This window comes from Polaribacter sp. Asnod1-A03 (assembly GCF_045063585.1).
Classification (GTDB): Bacteria; Bacteroidota; Bacteroidia; order Flavobacteriales; family Flavobacteriaceae; genus Polaribacter.
The window spans coordinates 1,928,370-1,948,935 of the sequence record NZ_JBEFOE010000009.1; the positions used below are offsets into that span (position 1 = coordinate 1,928,370).

Genomic DNA, 20,566 nt, shown 5'->3' on the forward strand with positions numbered 1-20,566 from the left:
ACAAACGTATTAAGTTTAATCCTTACGAATGTCACAATTTATTAGTGTTTTTGATATGCTTAAAATTGGTGTTGGCCCATCAAGTTCTCATACATTAGGACCTTGGAGAGCTGCCCAAGAATGGGTAAGCCATCTTAGAAAAGTAAATCTGTTTGATGTTATAGATGCTGTAAAAGTAGATTTATACGGGTCTTTATCTTTAACAGGTAAAGGGCATGCAACAGATTTAGCGATTCTTCTAGGGTTAAGTGAAGCAGACCCAGAATATATACCAATAGAAGATCTTTTTATAATTGTTGATAGAATAAATACACAAGAAGAAATTTATTTTAAAGGCGGTAAAAAAATTCCTTTCTTTAAAGATTCAATTGTTTTTAATAGAGAGTTTCTACCTTTTCATGCAAATGGTCTTACGTTTAGAGGTTTTTCTGATGGAAAAGAAATATCAACTGAAACCTACTTCTCTATTGGAGGTGGGTTTATTGTACAAGAAAATGATAATCTAGAAGAAGAAATAGAAATAAATCAAAAGAATTTTCCTTTCCCTATTAATAGGGCTGTTCAATTAGAAGCTTATTGTGAAAAAGAAAACTTTTTAATTTCTGATATCGTTTTACAAAATGAATTGGTTTTAAATACTGAGGATAAAGTTGATTTTGAATTACATAGGATTTGGGATACGATGTTAGAGTCTATGTATCTTGGTTGCCATACTAAAGGAATCCTTCCAGGAGGATTAAATGTAAAAAGACGTGCTTTTGATACACATCAAAAATTAATAAAAGACGGAGTGTATTCTAATCCTAAAGAGTGGATTAGTGCTATTAGAGATATTGAAGTAAAGTTTAGAGAGATTTTAAAATGGGTAAGTTGTTTTGCTCTCTCTGTAAATGAAGTAAATGCCTCTTTAGGTAGAGTGGTTACAGCTCCAACAAACGGAAGCGCAGGTGTAATTCCGGCTGTTTTGATGTATTATTTAGTTATAGAAAATCATGAAGCAGATTTTAATCACATTAAAAAATTCTTATTAGTTGCTGGCGAAATTGGAAGTATTTTTAAAAAAAATGCGACAATATCTGCAGCAATGGGAGGTTGTCAAGCAGAAATAGGTGTATCATCTGCAATGGCAGCTGGAGCTCTAACAGAATTGTTAGGCGGAACTCCGGCGCAATCTTTAGTAGCAGCAGAAATAGCGATGGAACATCATTTAGGTTTAACCTGCGATCCTATTGCGGGTTTGGTACAAGTGCCTTGTATTGAACGGAATTCTATGGGAGCAATAAAAGCGATTCATGCCGCAGAAATGGCTTTAGAAACCAACCCTAAAGAATCTCTGGTGCCTTTAGATAAAGTAATTGATACTATGTGGGAAACTGCAAAAGACATGAACAAAAATTACAAAGAAACTTCGGAAGGTGGTTTGGCTGTTACTGTTAGAATTGTAGATTGTTAATCAGTGGACAGTTTTCAGTAGCAGTTTACAGTTTCTTACTGTAAACTGCTACTGAAAACTGTAAACTAATTTTAACGTGTAAATACTAAATCATTTCCTGAAGATAATTCTTCTGAAAAACGATATTTATCAACATTAAAACCTTTTAAACCCTCTATAGTTTTAACATTGTTTTCTATAATGTAACGTACCATTAAACCTCTTGCAATTTTAGCATACGTCATTATTGTTTTATATTCTCCGTTTTTAAAATCTTTAAAAACAGGAGTAATCATTGGTACTTTTAAAACTTTTTTTGGTATTGCTTTAAAATATTCTGTACTCGCTAAATTCACTAATAATTCACCTTTTTCTAATTCTTCGTTTAAAGAATTAGCTAAATCTTCATTCCAGAATTTATAAAGATTTTCTGTTCTACCAACTTTTAGTTTAGTACCCATTTCTAAACGATAAGGCTGAATTAAATCTAAAGGTTTTAATAAGCCATATAAACCTGATATGATTCTTAAATTTTCTTGTAGAAAAGGAAGTTTTTCTTCTTCTAAAGAGTTGACATCAATACCCTGAAAAACCGCTCCTGTAAAAGAATAAATGGCTTGTTTGGCATTTTCTATTGTAAAAGGTGTTTGCCAAGATTGATTTCTGTCATAGTTTAAAGCCGATAAATCATCAGAGATTTTCATCAATTCAGATAATTTATTCTTAGAAAGCGTCTTTAATTTTTTATTCAGTTTAGTAGATTGATCTAAAAAACGAGGTTGTGTATATAAAGTAGTTGGTACTTTACTTTCGAAATCTAAAGATTTTGCTGGTGATATTATGATTTTCATTTGTTGCTATTCAGAAATAATTAGAGTATAAAAATACAAAGGATTACGGCTTTTTAAAAGTATTTTAAGAGTAATACACAATACTATTATAAGAAATTATAATAGTATTTTCATGTAGTTGATAGGTTGTGTCTATTTTTTTAATTAAAAACTTTTAACTTTGAGTGTAATTAATAAAATTAAAATGCAAGAATCTTATTCTATTGTAACAATCGATAAAGAAAATTATAATGAAGTAGCAACAATCTACAAAGAAGGAATTGCTACAAATATGGCAACTTTTGAGACTGTTGTACCAGATTGGGAAACTTGGAATAATAAATATCTTTCTATAGGGAGAATCGGTTTAAAAGAAAACGATAAAATTGTTGCTTGGGGAAGTTTAGCAGCAACATCTAAAAGAGAAGTTTATAAAGGAGTTGTTGAGGTTAGTGTCTATGTAAAAGCTGCAGAACGAGGTAATGGTTTAGGAGAAAAAATATTAAAAGAACTGATTGCTATTAGTGAGAAAAACAATATTTGGTCTTTGCAAGCAGGTGTTTTTAGAGAAAATGAAGCAAGTATTTATCTTCATAAAAAGTGTGGTTTTAGAGTAATTGGTTTCAAAGAAAAGATTGCACAATTATATGGTGTTTGGAAAGATAATGTACTTTTAGAAAAAAGAAGTAAAATAGATTAGAGAAAAAGACTGATAAATAAAAAAACTACTTTCTGTATCGGAAAGTAGTTTTATAAATTTTTAATCCAATTCTACATCTTTAGAATTCTCAGAATAAGTTCTCCATTTTTCCAAACAATCTGTAATGTCTTTTGGCACTTCAGAATTAAATTGCATAAATTCTCCTGTTGTTGGATGTGTAAAACCTAAGGTTTTTGCATGTAACGCTTGTCTTGGTAACACTTTAAAACAATTGTGTACAAACTGCTTGTATTTGGTAAAGGTTGTTCCTTTTAAAATATCATTTCCACCATATCGTTCGTCATTAAAAAGTGTATGACCTATATGTTTAAAATGAGCTCTAATTTGGTGAGTTCTTCCTGTTTCTAATTTACATTGTACCAAAGTAACGTATGTTAATCGCTCTAAAACTTTAAAATGAGTTACTGCATGTTTTCCAAAACCTCCATCAGGAAAAACAGCCATTTGCAAACGATTCTTTAAACTTCGTCCAATATTTCCTTCAATTCTACCTTCATCTTCATCAATATTCCCCCAAACTAACGCATAATACAAACGCTCTGTAGTTCTGTCAAAAAATTGCTTAGATAAATTTGCCATCGCAAATTCGGTTTTTGCAACTACTAATAATCCACTTGTGTCTTTATCAATTCTATGTACTAAACCAGGTCTTTCGTTAGAGTTGGTTGGTAAATTTTCTATATGATGTATTAATCCGTTCACTAAAGTTCCAGAATAATTTCCGTGACCAGGATGCACAACCATTCCGGCTGGTTTGTTAACCACAATTACAGTATCGTCTTCATAAACAATATCTAAAGGGATCTCTTCTGCAACCAACAAGTTTTCTGCAGGCGGATACGATAAAACCACTCTTACAACATCATTTGGTTTTACTTTATGATTCGATTTTACAATAACATCATTCACTAAAATATTACCGGCTTTAGCAGCTTGTTGTATTTTACTTCTAGTTGCGTTCTCAACAAAATTCATTAAAAACTTATCAACTCTTAAAGGAATTTGACCTTCACTAGCTGTAAATCTATGATGTTCGTATAAATCGTCGTTTTCTATATCTTGTGGCTGGTTTTCTTGCATGTGTTTTCTTTTGTAGTAAAAGTTTTATTAATTTTTAGTTTCCTTCTCCATCACCTAAAACCAACTCAACAATAGAGTTTAAAGGCAATTGATCACCAGGATTTAAAACTTCTTTTTGATAAAGTAAACCGCGTACCACATCTTTACCAATATCTTTTACATAGGTAAAACTCGTATCTATATTTAAACCTTTAGAACGTAATTGAGAAATAGCACGTCTTTTAGTGCTTCCGTTTAAATCTGGTATGGTAACATCTCTGTATTTAGATGGATTTAACGTTAAATAGATTTTACGTTTTTCTTTTACAAAATTACCTGCTTCTGGGCTTTGTTCTATCACAGATTTTTTAGGATATTCTGGATTGAAACTAGCGCTATCAATTACTATATAATCTAAATTAAGTTCTTTAAGTGTTCTATCTACATTTTCTAAAGACAATTTGTGTAAATCTGGAACCTGAATTTTTTGATCGTGATTGGTAGAAACTCCTAACCAATATTTTAATGCAAAAATAAAGATTAATAATCCTGCAATTGCAATTGCAATTTGTATAAAGAATAATTTACTTTTTAGAAACTTAAAAACACTCATTTTTTAATTTTTAGAACACGCAAAGATATAAAAAGTAAACGTTGCTGTTTCTATAATTATTTTGATAAATTTGTTTTATTATTTTATATCCGATGATCAAGAATATTGCAATTGTAATGGGTGGTTATTCATCCGAAGTAAACATTTCTTTAGTAAGTGGAAATGTAGTGTACAACCATTTAGACAAAGAGAAATATAATCCTTTTAGAGTTCATATTCTAAAGGATAAATGGGTAGCTTTAGATGATGAGAGTACAGAATACCCAATAGATAAAAATGATTTTTCTTTTCTTTTAGGTGATAAAAAAATAACTTTTGATTGTGTTTTTAATGCAATTCATGGAAATCCTGGAGAAAACGGAGAATTGTTGGCTTATTTTAATCTTGTTAATTTAAAGCACACTTCTGCACCATATTATCAAATGGCATTAACTTTTAATAAAAGAGATACTTTAAGTGTTGTAAAAGAATACGGAATTAAAACAGCCATTTCTATCTATTTAAATAAAGGAGATGAGGTTGATGTAGATAGAATTATAGCTAAAGTTGGTTTGCCTTGTTTTATAAAACCAAACAATGCAGGTTCTAGTTACGGAATTTCTAAAGCACATACAAAGGAAGAGATTTTACCAGCAATAGAAGTTGCTTATAAAGAAGATTCAGAAATTTTAATTGAATCTTTTTTAGACGGAACAGAGGTTTCTGTAGGAGTTATTCAATACAAAGGAGAAACTAAAGTTTTGCCTATTACAGAAATTGTATCAGAAAATGATTTCTTTGATTATGAAGCAAAATACGAAGGAAAATCTCAAGAAATTACACCAGCAAGAATTTCTGAAGAAGAGAAACTAAGGGTAGAAGAGGTTGCAGAAAAAGTATATAAAGTTTTAAATATGTCTGGTTTTTCTAGATCGGAATATATTTTTGTTGCTGGAGAACCTCATTTTTTAGAAATGAATACAGTACCTGGTTTAACAGAAGAAAGTATTTTACCACAACAAGCACAAGCATCAGGTATTTCTTTAAGTGAATTATTTGAAAATGCAATTGAGTCTGCTCTTAAATAGAGTAGATTTATTAGTGAGTTAATTCTTAAATTTAAAAGAAAAATGAAAAGAGCAATTTTTCCAGGGTCTTTTGATCCTATTACAATAGGACATTACGATATTATAGAAAGAGGTGTAAAATTGTTTGATGAACTTATTATTGCCATTGGTATTAATGCTGATAAAAAGTACATGTTTTCTTTAGAAGAGCGAAAACAGTTTATAGAAGAATGTTTTAAAGACGAGCCCAAAATAAAAGTAGTTACCTACCAAGGTTTAACGGTTAATTTCTGCAAAGAACAAAATGCAGATTATATTTTAAGAGGTCTTAGAAATCCTGCAGACTTTGAGTTCGAAAAAGCAATTGCACATACAAATAGAAAATTAGCAGAAACAGAAACCATTTTCTTATTAACATCTTCTGGAAAAAGCTATATTTCTTCCTCTATTGTAAGAGATGTTATCAGAAATAATGGAGATTATACCAGTTTTGTACCAGACTCAGTAAGAATAAAATAATCAAATGAAAAATAAAACCAACGCTTTACTAAAAACCATTACACTTTTTTCTTCTTTAATTTTGATGATTTCCTGTAATGATTTATCTAAAGAAGATGTAGATTTTACAACACTTTTTGAGAAATCTAAAGGAACAGAAACGCCAGAATATAAAGATGTAATTTCTTATTACAAAGATTTATCAGAAGCGTATAGCCAAATATCATTATTTTCTTTCGGGCAAACAGATTCTGGAGAACCATTAAATTTGGTGGTTTATAATAGTGATGGAATTTATAATGTTGATGAAATTAAAAAATCACCAAAAAATAGAATTCTAATTAATAACGGAATTCATCCAGGAGAATCTGACGGAATAGATGCTTCTATGATGTTGTTAAGAGACATTGTACAAAACGATTCTTTAAAAGCAAAGTATAAAAATTCTATAATTTGTGTAATTCCTATTTATAATATTGGTGGTTCATTAAATAGAAATTCGCATACAAGAGCCAATCAAAACGGGCCAAAAGAATACGGGTTTAGAGGAAACGCTAGAAATTATGATTTAAATAGAGATTTTATAAAGCAAGATAGTAGAAATTCAGCTGCTTTTGCAGAAATTTTTCATACGGTAAATCCAGATATTTTTATTGATAATCATGTAAGTAATGGTGCAGATTATCAATATGCAATTACGCATTTATTTACGCAACATAATAAATTAGGTGGTAATTTAGGAACCTTTTTACAAAATGAAATGCGTCCGGATTTAGAAAAATCATTAGAAGGAAAAGGAGTAATTATTACGCCTTATGTAAATGTTTGGGGTAATACACCAGAAGCAGGTTGGTCTCAATTTTTCGATTCGCCAAGATATTCTACAGGGTATACAACGCTTTTTAATACGTTGGGTTTAATGGTAGAAACACACATGTTGAAACCTTATAAAATTAGAGTAGAACAAACGTACGATTTAATGTTTTCGGCTTTTGATTTTACAGAAGAAAACTCAGAGAAAATAAAAGAGTTACGAGGGAAAGCTACGGATGAAATTTTAGCTAAAAAAACATATCCAATTCAGTTTAAGGTTGATAAAGAGAAATATAGAGAATTCAATTTTAAAGGTTATGAAGGCGAGATGATTGATAGTAAAGTTACCAACGGAAAAAGATTGTTTTATGATAGAAATAAACCTTACGAAAAGACGGTAAAATATTATGATGAATATGCAATAACAAAAGAAATTACCATACCAAAAGCGTATATTTTACCAAAAGGATTCCATGATATTATAGAGAGATTAAAGAATAATAATATCGAGTATTCTCGTTTAAAAAATGATACAACAATTGCTGTTACTGTAAATCACATCAAAGATTATGATAGTAGAAAATCTCCTTACGAAGGTCATTATTTACATTATAATACAACGGTTTTAGAGTCCTCAGAAAATATTAGCTTTAAAGAAGGGGATTTGTATATTTCTACAAATCAGAACGGAGTAAGGTATTTATTAGAAACATTAGAAGCAGAAGCAACAGATTCTTTTTTTAATTGGAATTTTTTCGATACTATTTTACAACAAAAAGAAGGTTATTCTGCTTATGTTTTCGAAGATGTTGCAGCAGAATATTTAGCGGAAAATCCATCATTAAAAAAAGAATTTGAAGACAAATTAAAAACAGAGGCAAGGTTTGCAAAAAATGCAAGAATGCAATTAGATTTTATTTACAAAAACTCACCTAATTACGAACCAGCTCATTTACGTTTACCTGTTTTTAAAGTTTTTTAATTTATGAAATACCTGTCAACATTTCTATTAGCAATATTTTTATTCGGATGTAAAAAAGTACCAGAAACAAAAAAAATAAATACAACTTCTTTTTATGTTGGTACCTACACCCAAAAAGATTCTAAAGGAATTTATAAATATTCAATTTCATCAGAAGGTAAGTTGTCTAAAAAAGGTTTAGTTGCAGAAACAAATAATCCGTCTTTTTTAGCAAAAACAAAAGATAATCAAACGCTTTTATCGGTTGATGAAACAGATAAAGATAGAACAGGTTTTGTAAAATCATTTAAAATAGAAAAAGATACTTTACTATTTGTTAGTGAATCTAAATCTGGTGGAGCTCATCCTTGTTTTGTTACTGTAAATGATAAAAACCAGGTTTTAGTTGCTAATTATACTGGCGGAAATGTTGGGTATTTAAAGGTTGATAATCAAAACGGAATTACAAATTTATTAAGTTTACAACAACATACGGGTAAAGGAACAACAGAAAGACAAAAAGTACCACATGCGCATTCTGTATGGTTTCATCCTACCAAAAATCAAATTATTTCTTTAGATTTAGGAACCAATCAATTATGGTTTTCTAGTATTGATGAAGAAAAAAATGAACTTATTTATTCAGAAAATAAAACATTAAAATTGGTTGAGGGTGCTGGTCCAAGACATTTATCATTTCATCCAAATAATAAGTGGATTTATGTTTTAAATGAATTAAATAATACGGTTTCTTTAATAAAAGAAAAAGGAGGTAATTATTTTGTAGACTTTTTAATATCTACGTTACCAAAAGGTTTTAAAGATTATAGTAATGCTGCAGATATACATATTTCTAAAGATGGTAAATTTTTATATGCTTCAAATCGAGGCCATAATTCCATTGTAATTTATGAAGTAAATTCTGAAGATGGAACATTAAAAATAATTGACCACGAATCTGTTTTAGGCAAAAGCCCTCGTAATTTTTCTTTTTCTAAAGATCAAAAATTTTTACTTGTTGCAAATCAAGATACGGATAATATTATATCATTTAAACGAAATACAGAAACAGGTAAACTTACTTTTGTAGATGAAATTGAGGCTCCTATGCCAGTTTTTATCTTGTTTTAAATTTAAAAACTATATATAAAATAACTCAAAATAAGCACGGTTATGTTAATTAAATAAGTTTGTTTATTTTAGGAAAACTTTAAAAAAAGCAAGATATTCGCAGGGTGAAAACAGCTGCAATTTTTATATCATTATTTTTGCTTTTTAAGCCTTTACTTCCCTTGTTGGAGTATGCTGCTTTTTACGACTATATTAAAAACGAACTTTGTGTAAATAAAGAAGAACCAGAACTACAATGTAATGGAAAATGCCATTTGATGAAACAATTGGCTAAATCTTCTGACTCGGAACCTGGTAATGAAAAAAATCAAACTTCTATTATAGAAAATACCATTGTTTATTTTCAAGAGACTAAAGTTAAGTATTCCTTCTTTTCTTTAAAAGATCAAAATTTAAAGATGGAAGCTGTGTATCATAAAATTTATAAATTTGAGTATTCAGATTTTATTTTTCACCCACCACTCGTTTAATTTCTTTATCCGGTAAGAAACTTTTTTACATCCATTTTATCAGGCTAAACAGCATTTGTTTAGTGGTGTTTTGCTGTACTTTTTTTTGACTCAAAACAGTCAAGATAAATACAAGTTAGTATGCTATTTAATAGTGTTTACATGCTATAAGCCTTTTGTTAAATACTTTGGTGTGAAGTTTCTTAATCTATTTAATTTTTAGTAGTAATAGTACAATTATCTCAATTGTATTTGCTTGATGGTTTACAATGCTTTTCATTTTATTAAAAGGCATTTGTCAGCGTATTGCTACTACTATTTTTTAACAGTTTTTAATAAAACAGTAATAAGATAATGAAACATTTACATGTAATTGTATTTGTGGTTTTCGTTATGATTTCTTCTTGTACCCTAGATAAAACGGATTACGAGGCAGAGCTAAACGTAGAAACCACAGAATATATAGAATTTGAAGAAGTAACTGCAATAACAAGTGGAGATTATAAAATTAGTTTAGAAGCTTTAAACGGTACTTTATATAAAGGATATAATGAGGTGCATCTAACAATCAGTAATACAGAAACGGATGAAAGTTTAGAAAATTCTGAGGTTACTTTTTTACCGATAATGACAGATGCTAATGGTAATAAATCTTCTTGTCCGCATGCGTATCAATTAAGTTATGATGCAACGGAAAATTATTATGTAGGTTATGCGGTGTTTACAAGTGAAAGTGATTCTACAGTAGATTGGCAGTTATATATTGATTTTACTAATAATGATGAAACACAATCTGTTAATGAGACGATTTATATAGAAGAACAAACGAATCTGAACTTAAACATGACAGCTTTTACAGGGAATGACGATGCGCAATATTTTATTGCTTTGGTAGCTCCGCAAAGCCCAAGTGTTGCACAAAACGATTTGGTGGCAGGTATTTATAGATACAACCCACCGACTAGTGAGGCAGGTACGTTTCCAGATCCAACACAATACTCATATTCAGTAGTAAACAATCATACATTGTTGTTAGATCCTAGAATGCCAGAACCTTCTATGGGAAATCATTCATCACCAAACAACGAAGATTTAACCCAAGAAAACGATGGTTTGTATTATGGCGTTGTTAATTACACAATGACCGGAAATTGGACGTTGAATTTTATTTTTAATGATGAAAACGGGCAAACTATAAAAGGTACAGAAGTTTCTACGGAATTTACACCAGGTGTAGAAGGGGAAAGAGGAGAACTGCATATAGACATTTTATTTTAAGACGATGAGAGTATTTATAATAGGAGTATTCTTATCGGTAGCATTTGTAGCAAAAGCACAAACGGTTCAAATTAAAAAAGACAGTGTAAAAACAGTCTTAGATGAGGTGATAATTGTTGCAGCTAAAAAGAAAAAAATAGAAACAGACATGAAAATGGCTGTTTCTGTGGATGAATTTTTGGCTTCTTCAGAGAATATCAGTTTTATCAAACGTGGTGCGTATGCGTGGGAACCTTTGTTAAATAATATGAGCACAGAACGTTCTATAATTACCATTGACGGGATGCATGTTTTTGGTGCTTGTACCGATAAAATGGATCCAGTAACCTCTTATTTAGAAAGTAATAATCTTTCTGATATTGATATAAAATCTGGACAAGAAGGTAGTTTACACGGAGCAACTGTTGCTGGTAGCATCGATTTAAAAAGAAAAAGCACTGCATTTACAGTTCAAGAAAATTACAAAGGAACGTATCAAACAGGTTTTGAATTTAATAACAGTCAGTTTTTTAACCTTGGTAATGTTTCTTTTTCAAGTGATAAATTGGTGGTAGATGCTAGTATTTCTCATAGAAAAGCAGAAAATTATTCAGACGGAAATAATGATGAAGTAAATCATTCTCAATTTAATAAATTAAATGCTTCTTTAGGTGTTGCTTATAAAACGAGCGATTTATCTTCTTTAAGAGTAGATGCTATTTTTGACAAAGCCAAAGATGTAGGTTTTCCTGCATTGCCTATGGATTTGTCATTGTCTAGAGCGTTAATTACATCGGTTGCTTACAAGCAATTTTTTGAAAAAGGAATTGTAAAAGTGTGGGATTCTAAAGTGTATTTTAATGCGGTAGAACATTATATGGATGATACGACAAGACCAGAAAATTTGGTGCATATGGACATGCCAGGTTGGAGTACCACTTATGGATTGGTTTCTAAAGTAAACCTTCAAAAAGAGAATTTTTCTTCAGAAGTACAACTGAATGCCTACAATAATTTATCAATTGCAGAAATGCGTATGTATCCGCAAGACAGAAGCGAAAGAACCATGTTTGCCTATAGTTGGCCTTGGGTTACTACAACTTATGCAGGTATTTCTATGAATAATTATTGGGATATTTCAGCCGCAAGTCAAGTAAGTTTTGGTGGTAGTTTAGGTGTCAATTACAATTATTCTAAATATGTAGAATTCAATTGGATTTTTCATCCTGGAACTCCGCAAGAAAAAACACGATTTTTACCGAGTTTACATGCAGGTTATAACCTAAATATTGGCAATTTCGATTTTTCTGTAGGTAGTGGTTACGGTCATAGAGCGCCTTCTGTTTCCGAAGGATATGGATATTATATTTATAACAGTTTCGATCGTTACGATTACATTGGAAATCCGGATTTAGAAAATGAAATTTCTTATGAAGTAAATGCAAGTGCAGGTTTTAAAAACGAAAAATTTAGTGCGCAAGCAAAAGTGAACTATTTCTATATTCAAAATTATATTATAGGAAGAATCTTAAGTTTAGGTAGCCCAATGAATTATCAATCGGTGGGTGTAAAAGGATATACATCTTTAGATTATGCTACGTTATTCAACTTTTCATTAAACGGAAAATACACTGTTTTACAGAATTTACATTTTAAAGGTGCATTAACGTACGCGCGTGGTTTAGATGATAGTCAAAATAATTTACCTTTTATCCGTCCATTAAGTTATCAAACTTCATTGCATTTTTCTCATAAAAAGTTTGGGTTTAGCACTTCTTTTAATGGCGATTTTAAACAAAAAAATTACAGTCCAGAATATGGAGAAGACGAAACACCTTCTTACAAAAACTGGAATGTTGCTGCAGATTATACTTTTTACATTAAAGATTACAAAACAGTTTTTCAAGTGGGTGCAGAAAACCTGTTTAACGAATATTATAGCACCTATGCAGATTGGGGAAATATCCCAAGAATGGGACGTAACATTTTTACGTCTTTAAAAATAAATTTTTAAAAATTAATAATAAATAACAACCAATAAATTAATAACAAATGAAAAATTTAAAAAAATACCTTTTAGTAGCATTGATCTCTTTAGGAATTGTATCCTGTAGTGAAGACAGTATTCCTGTTGCAAACGATGTAATATTAGAGTTTAACAATACTTTTGGTGAAACAACGATTGTTTTAGGCGATGCTACTTCGGCAGAAGCAACCGTAAATACTTCTACAGAAGGACAAGCGCATCATTTTGAAGAGTTAAAATATGTAATTACTAACATTCGTTTAATAGATGCAGAGGGTAACGAGTTTCCTTATCATGTAAATGATTTAGATGCTGGTGCAACAATTGTAGATCAGTCTAAAACAGAAACTTTACAATATGTTTTAACTGATATTCCTTCTGATGAATACACTCAAATTAAATTTGGATTAGGTGTAAAAACAGAATTAAATACGTTAGATGAAGTAAGTTTTCCTAATTTTTATGCAGCAGCTGGTGCAAATGATACAGCAATGCATTGGGAATGGGGAACAGGTTACCGTTTTACAAAAATTGAAGGATTTTATGGAGCAGATAACAGTGAATTATCTTTCCATTCTGGAAGTACTGTAGAAGGAACAAATGGAGATGAAAGCACTTATACACAAGGGGTAGATGCGTATAGAGATATTACTTTAGATCTTACAACTAATGCTACTGTTGGTAATAATGCGCCAATAATAATGATTAAAGCAGATTTTGATATGTTTTTAAGCGGAGAAAGTAACAAAGTTGTATTAGTTTCTACTGCAGATTTAAGTAATAATGCTACACCAAGTATTCATACGGCAACAGAAATGGAAAAGTTTGTTGATAATATTGGGGGTAATGGAGATAGTGATATTACAGGAATGTTTTCGATAACTAGTGTAGAAAACTAAATTGACATGATAAAGCTGACTTCGGTTTTTAGAATCAAGTCAGCTTTTTTAATAGTTTATAAAATAATTTATTTAGGATGAAAAAATTAATTGGAAGCATTTTTATTTTACTATTGGTATCTTCTTGTAATAAGGAAGATTATGAACCGATTTCTTATGAGAATCCAGAAATAGATGTAAGTATTCCTACTGATTTTCCTGATTTTAGTAGTTCTTTTTATGTCAATTTACCCACAAAATATGGCGTTGAATTAGGTGAAAAATTATTTAATGAAAAAAGATTAAGCACAGATAATAGTATTTCTTGTGCCAGTTGTCATATACAAGAAAATGCTTTTGCAGACCATAATGCAAAAGGTATTGGTATAGAAGGCAGAATTGGGCTTCGTAATGCGCCACCGGTTCAAAATATGGCGTTTATGCAATTTTTTAATTGGGATGGAAATAAACTTCAATTAGAAGACCAGCCATTAGTACCAATTATTACTTATGAAGAAATGGATTCTTCGATTTTAGAAGTGATTGGTAAAATTGAAAACGACGAAGATTATATAGATTTATTTTACAAAGCTTTTGGTGATCAAGAAATTACACCAGACCGAATTTACAACAGTATTGCTCAGTTTGAATATACATTGATTTCTGCAAATAGTAAATACGATCAAGTAAAACGAGCAGAAGGCGTTGTTTTTACAGAAGATGAAGCACAAGGATATCAAACTTTTCAGGATAAATGTGCCAGTTGCCATAGTACAGAATTGTTTACCGATCAAAGTTTTAGAAACATTGGTTTCCCTATCAATCCAGATACAGAAGAAGCTGGTCGAGCAAGAATTACGGGTTTAACAGAAGATATCTATAGTTTTAGAGTTCCGTCTTTACGTAATGTAGCATATACAACACCGTACGGAAGTTTTGGGCAATTTGCTACTTTAAAAGAAGTGTTAGATTATTTAGATAGTGGTGTTTTAGAAAGCGATAATTTAGATCCTATTTTAAAAGAAAACAACAACAGTATTCCATTAACAGAAGAAGAAAAAAACAATCTTATTTTATTTATGAATACTTTAAGTGATGCTGATTTTATCAATTAATATTTTTTTCTTTGGCTAATTTTGAAGCCACAATGCTAATTATTAAAATTTGCGTGGCATGAAATAGCATTAAAGGTAAAAGCATAATACCAATTGAAGACATCCCTTTAAATAATATTTTAGAAAAAACAGTACCGTGTACTAAAGACTTTTTTGTACCACAAAACTGAGCTGTAATTTTATCTTCATTATTAAAATTTAATTTTTTTGAAAGAAATCCTGTCAAGGAAAAAGCGATAAGAAACAAGGTGATTACTCCAATAAAAATAGCTAGTAAATCTAAAATAGAAACAGCATTAAAAACACCATTTATAAAAGACTCTGCAAAACTTTTATAAATAATCAATAAAATGATGGATTTATCAAATAAGGTTAATTTACTACTATGTTTATGAGCAAATTTACCTAAAAAACGTTGTAATAAAAGGCCTAAAACTACAGGGAAAATAATTTGAAGAATAAGTTTGATATATATATTGGTAAAATTAAAATCTGTTTGTGGGTTATTGATAAATAACCCCATCCAGAGTGGTGTAATTAAAATACCTATAATACCAGAAATGCTTGCGTTAAAAATAGCTGAAGGAATACTTCCTTTTGCAATTGATACCATAACCACAGATGATGATACAGTGGATGGTAATGCAGCCAAGAAAAAGAACGCTAACCAAATCGTTTCTTGTTCTTCGTTTTGAATAATTGGTCGAAAGAAAAGAACTAATAAAGGAAACATTAAAAAAGTAGCTCCTTGTACTAAAATATGCAATTTCCAATTTTTAAGACCAGATTTTAATTCGGTTGGATTTAATTTGAGTCCATAAAAAAAGAAAATAAGAGAAATACCGATAGAACTGATAGTGTTTAAGGGAGCTTTACTATCTTCAGTTGCCCAATTCGGAAAAAAATAAGCAATTAATATAACTCCAATAATTGATAGGATAAATTTATCAATCTTAAATTTCATAGAATTAAAACTTATACTCGCCTAATGGTTTTGGAAATTTTTCTGGATTTGCAGCCAAATGATAACGAGGATCTTCAATGTCCTCTACAATTATATTTTTAAATATTGGACTAGATTTAAAAAGTAATAATTTACAATCTTCACTTAAATGTTTTAAGATTATTGTTTTACCAGCTGCTTCATATTTTTCTACTAAATTAAAAATTGCTTCTATGGCAGAATGATCTGTGACACGAGATTCTACAAAATCGATTTCTATATTTTCAGGATCATTTTTAATGTCAAATTTTTCATTGAACTCTGTAATACTTCCAAAGAAAAGTGGTCCCCAGATTTCATAAATTTTTGTTCCATCTGCTTTAAAGCGTTTTCTTGCTCTAATTTTCTTAGCGCTAGTCCAAGCAAAAGATAATGCAGAAATAATTACCCCTACAAAAACAGCAATTGCTAAATCAAAGAAAACAGTTACGGCAGAAACAATAATCAATACAAAAGCATCAGAAACGGGTATTTTCTTTAAAATTCTAAAACTAGACCAGGCAAAAGTTTCTATAACCATCATAAACATTACACCAACTAATGCTGCAATTGGTACTTGTTCTATATATTTATCAGCAAATAAAATAAATGTTAGTAAGGTTATTGCCATCATTATACCAGATAATCTTCCTCGTCCGCCAGCATTAATATTGATAACAGTTTGCCCAATCATACCACAACCACCAGTACCACCAAATAGTCCACTTACAATATTTCCGGCTCCTTGGGCAACACATTCTTTATTCCCGTTTCCTCTAGATTCAGTTAATTCATCCACTAAATTCATGGTCATTAAAGTTTCAATTAAACCAACAGAAGCAGCTAAGAAAGCATAAGGTGCTATAAATTTTAAAGTATCTAAGCTAAAAGGAAGGTTGCTCCATAATTCTAATATGTTTAATTTTTTAGAAATTTCATCAATACCATTTAAACCAGCTCCACCTCCATCTCTAATAAAGTCTCCTACATTAATAGAGTTAATGCCTCCAAAAATGGAAACTAGAGTTACAATTAATATAGCTGTTAAAGCAGCAGGTATTTTTGTAGTTAATTTTGGTAATCCCCAAACAATTAACATGGTTAATAAAACCAAACCAATCATTTTATACAAAGTGGTTCCTTGCATAGTAGATTTAGCAACTCCACTGTCTTTTACAGAATAGAAACCATCTTCAGTAGCATTAAAAACTACTTTTTTCGTCTTAGTATCAAAAACTTGCCCATCAGATAATAAAAAAACTTCTTCATTTGTAGTAGCATTTTTTATTGATTTTCCATCAATAGAAAATAAAACGGTATTAGAAACGATGTCTTTTACTTGATTGTTAGATACATTATATATAAGCTCTTTAGAGGTTGTTTTACGCATGTTTTGACCAAAGAAATCTTTTTTATTTTCTTTAAACATACCTAATTGTGCCATAAAGATAACAATGGCTAAACCATTTACAAATCCCATCATTACTGGGTGTGGAATTAAACGTACAAATTTACCGAGTTTAAATAAACCTGCAAGTATTTGTATAATCCCCATTAAAACAACTGCGGCTAGTAAGTAAAAATATCCCATGTTTTCAACAGGGTTTTCAAATAACAAACCTTTAGCGTGTCCTTCTTGTATCATATGTACAAAAATAACAGCAACAGCTCCCGCTGCTCCAGATATTAATCCAGGTCTTCCTCCAAAAGATGCAGAAATAATTCCGACAACAAAGGCTCCAAATAAAGCTACTATCGGGCTAATTTGTGCCACAAAAGCAAATGCTACAACTTCTGGAATCATAGCTAAAGAAACGGTTATTCCTGCTAAAACATCATCTTTTGCGTTAGGTATTATTTTTTTGATAAATTCGGTCATGGTATTGGTTAATTTTTACAAGTGGGCAAAGATAGAAGGTTTTTTTAAAAAACTAACTTTCTTTGTAGGTATCAATCACTAATTTAATGTTTTGGTAAGTATTTTTTAAAGCTTCTTTTGTTTCTGTATTATTTTTAAAAGAAACTTGGGTAATACCTTCTTCTAGTTGTGGTGTTAGCCCTTGACAATCATCAGAAGTCATTAAAAACCAATAAGTTTGTTTTAACTTAATTCCTTTATGAAAATAAATATGATATGTGGTTATTAAAGAGTTTATAATCTTTAAATTAGAAATACCACATTCTTCTTCTACTTCTCTAATAGCTGCGTTTTCTATCGACTCACCTTTCTCAATCCAACCTTTTGGTAAATCCCAAACACCGTTTCTGTAGATAAATAAAATTTCATTTTTAGGGTTTAAGACTAAACCACCTGCAGCAGGAATCATTTTAAGGTTTGTAAGAAAAGATTTCCAATCAGATTCTAAGTCATCAGAAATTAATATAATTCCTTTTGTTTCTGTGTTTTCTAATTTGTTGATAATTTCATTAAAAACAATGCTTTTAAATGAAAAAACAGGAAAAATAGCATCTTTGTTTGAAGAAGTTATAATAATTGGTTTTTCATTTACAAAAACTTTATACATTTGCAGTATGATTTTAAACAAAGATACGGCAAAAAAAACAGCTGAACTTTTATTGCAAATTAAAGCAATAAAATTGAGTCCGAATGATCCATTTAATTGGGCTTCAGGCTGGAAATCGCCAATATATTGCGATAACAGAATTACGTTATCTTATCCTCCAGTTCGTATATTTTTAAAAGAAGAAATTGCAAAAATTGTAGAATTAGAATACGGTAAACCAGATGTTATAGCAGGCGTTGCAACAGGTGCAATTGCTATTGGTGTTTTAGTGGCTCAAGAATTAGGAGTGCCTTTTATTTATGTTAGGCCAGAGCCTAAAAAACATGGAAGAAAGAACCAAATTGAAGGGCATTTAGAAAGTGGACAAAATGTTGTTGTAATAGAAGATTTAATAAGTACCGGTAACAGTAGTTTAAATGCAGTAGAAGCTTTAAAAGAAGCTGGCGCTGTTGTTAAAGGTATGGTTGCTATTTTTTCTTATGGATTTGATATTGCAAGTAAGAATTTTGAAGAGAAAAATGTAAGTTTAACTACTTTGAGTAATTACACAAATTTACTGGAACAAGCTTTAGAAAGTGATTATATTACAGATAAAGAGTTGATTACATTAAATGATTGGAGAAAAAGTCCGAGTGACTGGAAACAATAACAAAAGCAATGAATATAAACGGAAATAAAGTTATCGTAGAAAAATCAGCAGAGGAAGTATTTACTTTTTTTACAGATTTACAGAATTTTAAACAATTGATGCCAGAAAATATCCAGAAATTTGAAGTTGATGGAGATTCTTTTTTGTTTAGTTTACCTGGTATGCCAGAAATTAGATTGGTATTAAAAGATAAAACGGAATATTCTAATGTTACATTGGGTGCTGCAAGTAGTAAATTACCTTTTACATTAGCTGCGGATATTAATAAAATTTCTGATAATAAAACAGAAGTAGAATTAAAATTTAATGGAGAGTTTAATCCGATGATGACAATGATGATTAAAAAACCATTGACAAAATTTGTTGGTACACTTACAGAAAATATAGCAAAACTTTAAAGGAAAGAAACCTCTTTTATTCCGAATTCTTTTATCGAATCGTCTTCTAATATAATTAGTAGATTTCCATTTTTAGAAATCCCAGAGATCATTCCCATAAAAACTTTATCCTTACTATCTTTAAACATAGTAGGGATATTTTTTTTGTACAAAGCATCTAAATACATTTTATCTAATTGATCAAATTTTTTAGACTTAAATAAATTGACAGTTTTTTCAATTTCTTTTAAAAGCTCATCTAATAGAAGGTCTAAATTATATTCTTTATTAGTTTTTAATTTTAAGGAAGTAGCACTTCTATTAAATTGAGGGAAAATTTCTTGATTAACATTTAACCCAATTCCTATAATTGTATTCTTGATTCTATCTCCAGAAAAAGTATTTTCTATTAAAATGCCACAAATCTTACTGTTAACTGACAGAATGTCGTTAGGCCATTTTATTGAAAGTTTTGGCACATTTTTGTCAAAAAGTAAATTATAAACAGCTAAAGAAACAGCGAAATTTAAATATTTTTTTTGCTCTATTTTTATGTCCTTAAACCTTAAAAACAGGCTGAATGTAAGGTTTTTATTAGGGTCAGTTACCCAGCCACTTTCTTGTTGACCTCTTCCGTTTGTTTGATGTTTGGTAACAACTGCAGTAAAATTTTCTAAGCTAGAATTTTGTGCTAAATTCTTTAAAAAAGAATTTGTAGAATCAATGGCACTAAGTTTGATTATTTTCAAGTGTTAAATAAAGTGTAAACTACTGTAAAATTACACAAAATAGTCGCAAAAAAATAATAACTTTGCGTTAAATTAGAAAAAAGTTAATGACAAATAAAAAAGTAAGTACAGACGATTTAATTTCTGTAATCATAAAAGGAATTGATGAGGTAAAAGGAGAAGATATTCAATTATTAGACTTACGAGAGATAGAAAATACCGTTTGCGATTATTTTATAATATGCTCGGGTAACTCTAACACACAAGTTAATGCAATTTCTGGTTCTATTCATAAAATTGTTAGCAAAGAACTTAAAGACAAACCTTGGCATACAGAGGGACAAGGAAATTCTGAATGGGTTTTAATGGATTATGTAAACGTTGTTGTTCACGTATTTCAAAAACACGTTCGAGATTTTTATGATATAGAAAGTCTTTGGGGAGATGCTAAAATTACAGAGATAAAGTCAGTTTAA

At 30.1% G+C, this 20,566-nt stretch carries 21 protein-coding genes; 14 read left to right on the forward strand and 7 right to left on the reverse strand.

What is annotated here, in order from left to right:
* Positions 1-28 precede the first annotated feature (28 nt).
* Positions 29-1,453, forward strand: a complete 1,425-nt coding sequence (locus tag ACJJVY_RS08930) for an L-serine ammonia-lyase (protein ID WP_405607075.1) — start codon at positions 29-31, stop codon at positions 1,451-1,453.
* Positions 1,454-1,524: 71 nt separating this feature from the next.
* Here the strand turns inward: ACJJVY_RS08930 and yaaA are convergent, their stop codons facing one another.
* The gene (gene yaaA / locus ACJJVY_RS08935) at positions 1,525-2,283 is read right to left on the reverse strand and encodes a peroxide stress protein YaaA (protein WP_405607078.1); all 759 of its coding nucleotides are present in this window, start codon (positions 2,281-2,283) and stop codon (positions 1,525-1,527) included.
* 160 nt (positions 2,284-2,443) lie between these two features.
* On the opposite strand from yaaA, the gene ACJJVY_RS08940 reads away from it, so the two are divergent.
* Positions 2,444-2,962, forward strand: a complete 519-nt coding sequence (locus ACJJVY_RS08940) for a GNAT family N-acetyltransferase (protein ID WP_405607081.1) — start codon at positions 2,444-2,446, stop codon at positions 2,960-2,962.
* 60 nt (positions 2,963-3,022) lie between these two features.
* On the opposite strand, the gene ACJJVY_RS08945 is transcribed toward ACJJVY_RS08940, so the two are convergent.
* Entirely contained in the window at positions 3,023-4,063 is a 1,041-nt protein-coding gene (locus tag ACJJVY_RS08945; RefSeq protein ID WP_405607084.1) for an RluA family pseudouridine synthase, read from the reverse strand.
* Between the two features lie 34 nt (positions 4,064-4,097).
* Positions 4,098-4,655 (reverse strand): PASTA domain-containing protein, encoded by a 558-nt coding sequence (locus ACJJVY_RS08950; protein WP_405607087.1) that lies wholly within the window; start codon positions 4,653-4,655, stop codon positions 4,098-4,100.
* Positions 4,656-4,747: 92 nt separating this feature from the next.
* Between ACJJVY_RS08950 and ACJJVY_RS08955 the strand changes: the two genes are divergently transcribed.
* The 9 genes from ACJJVY_RS08955 (at position 4,748) to ACJJVY_RS08995 (ending at position 14,829) form a co-directional block, all read left to right on the forward strand.
* A complete protein-coding gene (locus ACJJVY_RS08955; RefSeq protein ID WP_405607090.1) occupies positions 4,748-5,722 on the forward strand; it encodes a D-alanine--D-alanine ligase in 975 nt (324 codons plus the stop codon).
* A 42-nt stretch (positions 5,723-5,764) separates the two neighbouring features.
* Entirely contained in the window at positions 5,765-6,220 is a 456-nt protein-coding gene (gene coaD / locus ACJJVY_RS08960) for a pantetheine-phosphate adenylyltransferase (protein ID WP_405607093.1), read from the forward strand.
* A 4-nt stretch (positions 6,221-6,224) separates the two neighbouring features.
* Complete coding sequence (locus ACJJVY_RS08965; protein ID WP_405607096.1) at positions 6,225-7,994, forward strand: M14 family metallopeptidase; 1,770 nt, start codon at positions 6,225-6,227, stop codon at positions 7,992-7,994.
* Between the two features lie 3 nt (positions 7,995-7,997).
* Positions 7,998-9,104 (forward strand): lactonase family protein, encoded by a 1,107-nt coding sequence (locus ACJJVY_RS08970; RefSeq protein WP_405607099.1) that lies wholly within the window; start codon positions 7,998-8,000, stop codon positions 9,102-9,104.
* A 104-nt stretch (positions 9,105-9,208) separates the two neighbouring features.
* The gene (locus tag ACJJVY_RS08975; protein ID WP_405607102.1) at positions 9,209-9,574 is read left to right on the forward strand and encodes a hypothetical protein; all 366 of its coding nucleotides are present in this window, start codon (positions 9,209-9,211) and stop codon (positions 9,572-9,574) included.
* Between the two features lie 333 nt (positions 9,575-9,907).
* A complete protein-coding gene (locus ACJJVY_RS08980; protein WP_405607105.1) occupies positions 9,908-10,831 on the forward strand; it encodes a hypothetical protein in 924 nt (307 codons plus the stop codon).
* 4 nt (positions 10,832-10,835) lie between these two features.
* Positions 10,836-12,824, forward strand: coding sequence for a TonB-dependent receptor (locus ACJJVY_RS08985; RefSeq protein WP_405607108.1), 1,989 nt, complete (start codon positions 10,836-10,838; stop codon positions 12,822-12,824).
* A gap of 38 nt (positions 12,825-12,862) precedes the next feature.
* The gene (locus ACJJVY_RS08990) at positions 12,863-13,735 is read left to right on the forward strand and encodes an MbnP family protein (protein ID WP_405607111.1); all 873 of its coding nucleotides are present in this window, start codon (positions 12,863-12,865) and stop codon (positions 13,733-13,735) included.
* A gap of 77 nt (positions 13,736-13,812) precedes the next feature.
* Entirely contained in the window at positions 13,813-14,829 is a 1,017-nt protein-coding gene (locus tag ACJJVY_RS08995) for a cytochrome-c peroxidase (protein WP_405607114.1), read from the forward strand.
* On the opposite strand, the gene ACJJVY_RS09000 is transcribed toward ACJJVY_RS08995, so the two are convergent.
* The 3 genes from ACJJVY_RS09000 to ACJJVY_RS09010 are packed head-to-tail and all read right to left on the reverse strand — an operon-like array spanning position 14,822 to position 18,336.
* Positions 14,822-15,793 carry a bile acid:sodium symporter family protein gene (locus ACJJVY_RS09000; RefSeq protein WP_405607117.1) on the reverse strand — a complete coding sequence of 324 codons (972 nt, stop codon included), beginning with the start codon at positions 15,791-15,793 and terminating at the stop codon, positions 14,822-14,824. The genes ACJJVY_RS08995 and ACJJVY_RS09000 overlap by 8 nt on opposite strands.
* Positions 15,794-15,797: 4 nt before the next feature.
* Positions 15,798-17,690, reverse strand: coding sequence for a SulP family inorganic anion transporter (locus tag ACJJVY_RS09005; RefSeq protein WP_405607120.1), 1,893 nt, complete (start codon positions 17,688-17,690; stop codon positions 15,798-15,800).
* Positions 17,691-17,742: 52 nt separating this feature from the next.
* Positions 17,743-18,336: an NUDIX hydrolase gene (locus ACJJVY_RS09010; RefSeq protein ID WP_405607123.1), complete on the reverse strand. Its 594-nt coding sequence runs from the start codon at positions 18,334-18,336 to the stop codon at positions 17,743-17,745.
* A gap of 7 nt (positions 18,337-18,343) precedes the next feature.
* Here ACJJVY_RS09010 and pyrE point away from each other — a divergent pair, with 7 nt between their 5' ends.
* A complete protein-coding gene (pyrE, locus tag ACJJVY_RS09015; RefSeq protein ID WP_405607126.1) occupies positions 18,344-18,985 on the forward strand; it encodes an orotate phosphoribosyltransferase in 642 nt (213 codons plus the stop codon).
* An 8-nt stretch (positions 18,986-18,993) separates the two neighbouring features.
* A complete protein-coding gene (locus tag ACJJVY_RS09020; protein ID WP_405607129.1) occupies positions 18,994-19,383 on the forward strand; it encodes an SRPBCC family protein in 390 nt (129 codons plus the stop codon).
* Here the strand turns inward: ACJJVY_RS09020 and ACJJVY_RS09025 are convergent.
* Positions 19,380-20,111: a biotin--[acetyl-CoA-carboxylase] ligase gene (locus tag ACJJVY_RS09025; protein WP_405607132.1), complete on the reverse strand. Its 732-nt coding sequence runs from the start codon at positions 20,109-20,111 to the stop codon at positions 19,380-19,382. The genes ACJJVY_RS09020 and ACJJVY_RS09025 overlap by 4 nt on opposite strands.
* A gap of 86 nt (positions 20,112-20,197) precedes the next feature.
* Here ACJJVY_RS09025 and rsfS point away from each other — a divergent pair, with 86 nt between their 5' ends.
* A complete protein-coding gene (gene rsfS, locus ACJJVY_RS09030; protein WP_405607135.1) occupies positions 20,198-20,566 on the forward strand; it encodes a ribosome silencing factor in 369 nt (122 codons plus the stop codon).

Coding starts and splice junctions, on each gene's coding strand:
- ACJJVY_RS08930 (WP_405607075.1), top strand. CDS start 29: ATGTCACAATTTATTAGTGTTTTTGATATGCTTAAAATTGGTGTTGGC.
- yaaA (WP_405607078.1), bottom strand. CDS start 2,283: ATGAAAATCATAATATCACCAGCAAAATCTTTAGATTTCGAAAGTAAA.
- ACJJVY_RS08945 (WP_405607084.1), bottom strand. CDS start 4,063: ATGCAAGAAAACCAGCCACAAGATATAGAAAACGACGATTTATACGAA.
- ACJJVY_RS08950 (WP_405607087.1), bottom strand. CDS start 4,655: ATGAGTGTTTTTAAGTTTCTAAAAAGTAAATTATTCTTTATACAAATT.
- ACJJVY_RS08955 (WP_405607090.1), top strand. CDS start 4,748: ATGATCAAGAATATTGCAATTGTAATGGGTGGTTATTCATCCGAAGTA.
- coaD (WP_405607093.1), top strand. CDS start 5,765: ATGAAAAGAGCAATTTTTCCAGGGTCTTTTGATCCTATTACAATAGGA.
- ACJJVY_RS08965 (WP_405607096.1), top strand. CDS start 6,225: ATGAAAAATAAAACCAACGCTTTACTAAAAACCATTACACTTTTTTCT.
- ACJJVY_RS08970 (WP_405607099.1), top strand. CDS start 7,998: ATGAAATACCTGTCAACATTTCTATTAGCAATATTTTTATTCGGATGT.
- ACJJVY_RS08980 (WP_405607105.1), top strand. CDS start 9,908: ATGAAACATTTACATGTAATTGTATTTGTGGTTTTCGTTATGATTTCT.
- ACJJVY_RS08985 (WP_405607108.1), top strand. CDS start 10,836: ATGAGAGTATTTATAATAGGAGTATTCTTATCGGTAGCATTTGTAGCA.
- ACJJVY_RS08990 (WP_405607111.1), top strand. CDS start 12,863: ATGAAAAATTTAAAAAAATACCTTTTAGTAGCATTGATCTCTTTAGGA.
- ACJJVY_RS08995 (WP_405607114.1), top strand. CDS start 13,813: ATGAAAAAATTAATTGGAAGCATTTTTATTTTACTATTGGTATCTTCT.
- ACJJVY_RS09000 (WP_405607117.1), bottom strand. CDS start 15,793: ATGAAATTTAAGATTGATAAATTTATCCTATCAATTATTGGAGTTATA.
- ACJJVY_RS09005 (WP_405607120.1), bottom strand. CDS start 17,690: ATGACCGAATTTATCAAAAAAATAATACCTAACGCAAAAGATGATGTT.
- ACJJVY_RS09010 (WP_405607123.1), bottom strand. CDS start 18,336: ATGTATAAAGTTTTTGTAAATGAAAAACCAATTATTATAACTTCTTCA.
- pyrE (WP_405607126.1), top strand. CDS start 18,344: ATGATTTTAAACAAAGATACGGCAAAAAAAACAGCTGAACTTTTATTG.
- ACJJVY_RS09020 (WP_405607129.1), top strand. CDS start 18,994: ATGAATATAAACGGAAATAAAGTTATCGTAGAAAAATCAGCAGAGGAA.
- rsfS (WP_405607135.1), top strand. CDS start 20,198: ATGACAAATAAAAAAGTAAGTACAGACGATTTAATTTCTGTAATCATA.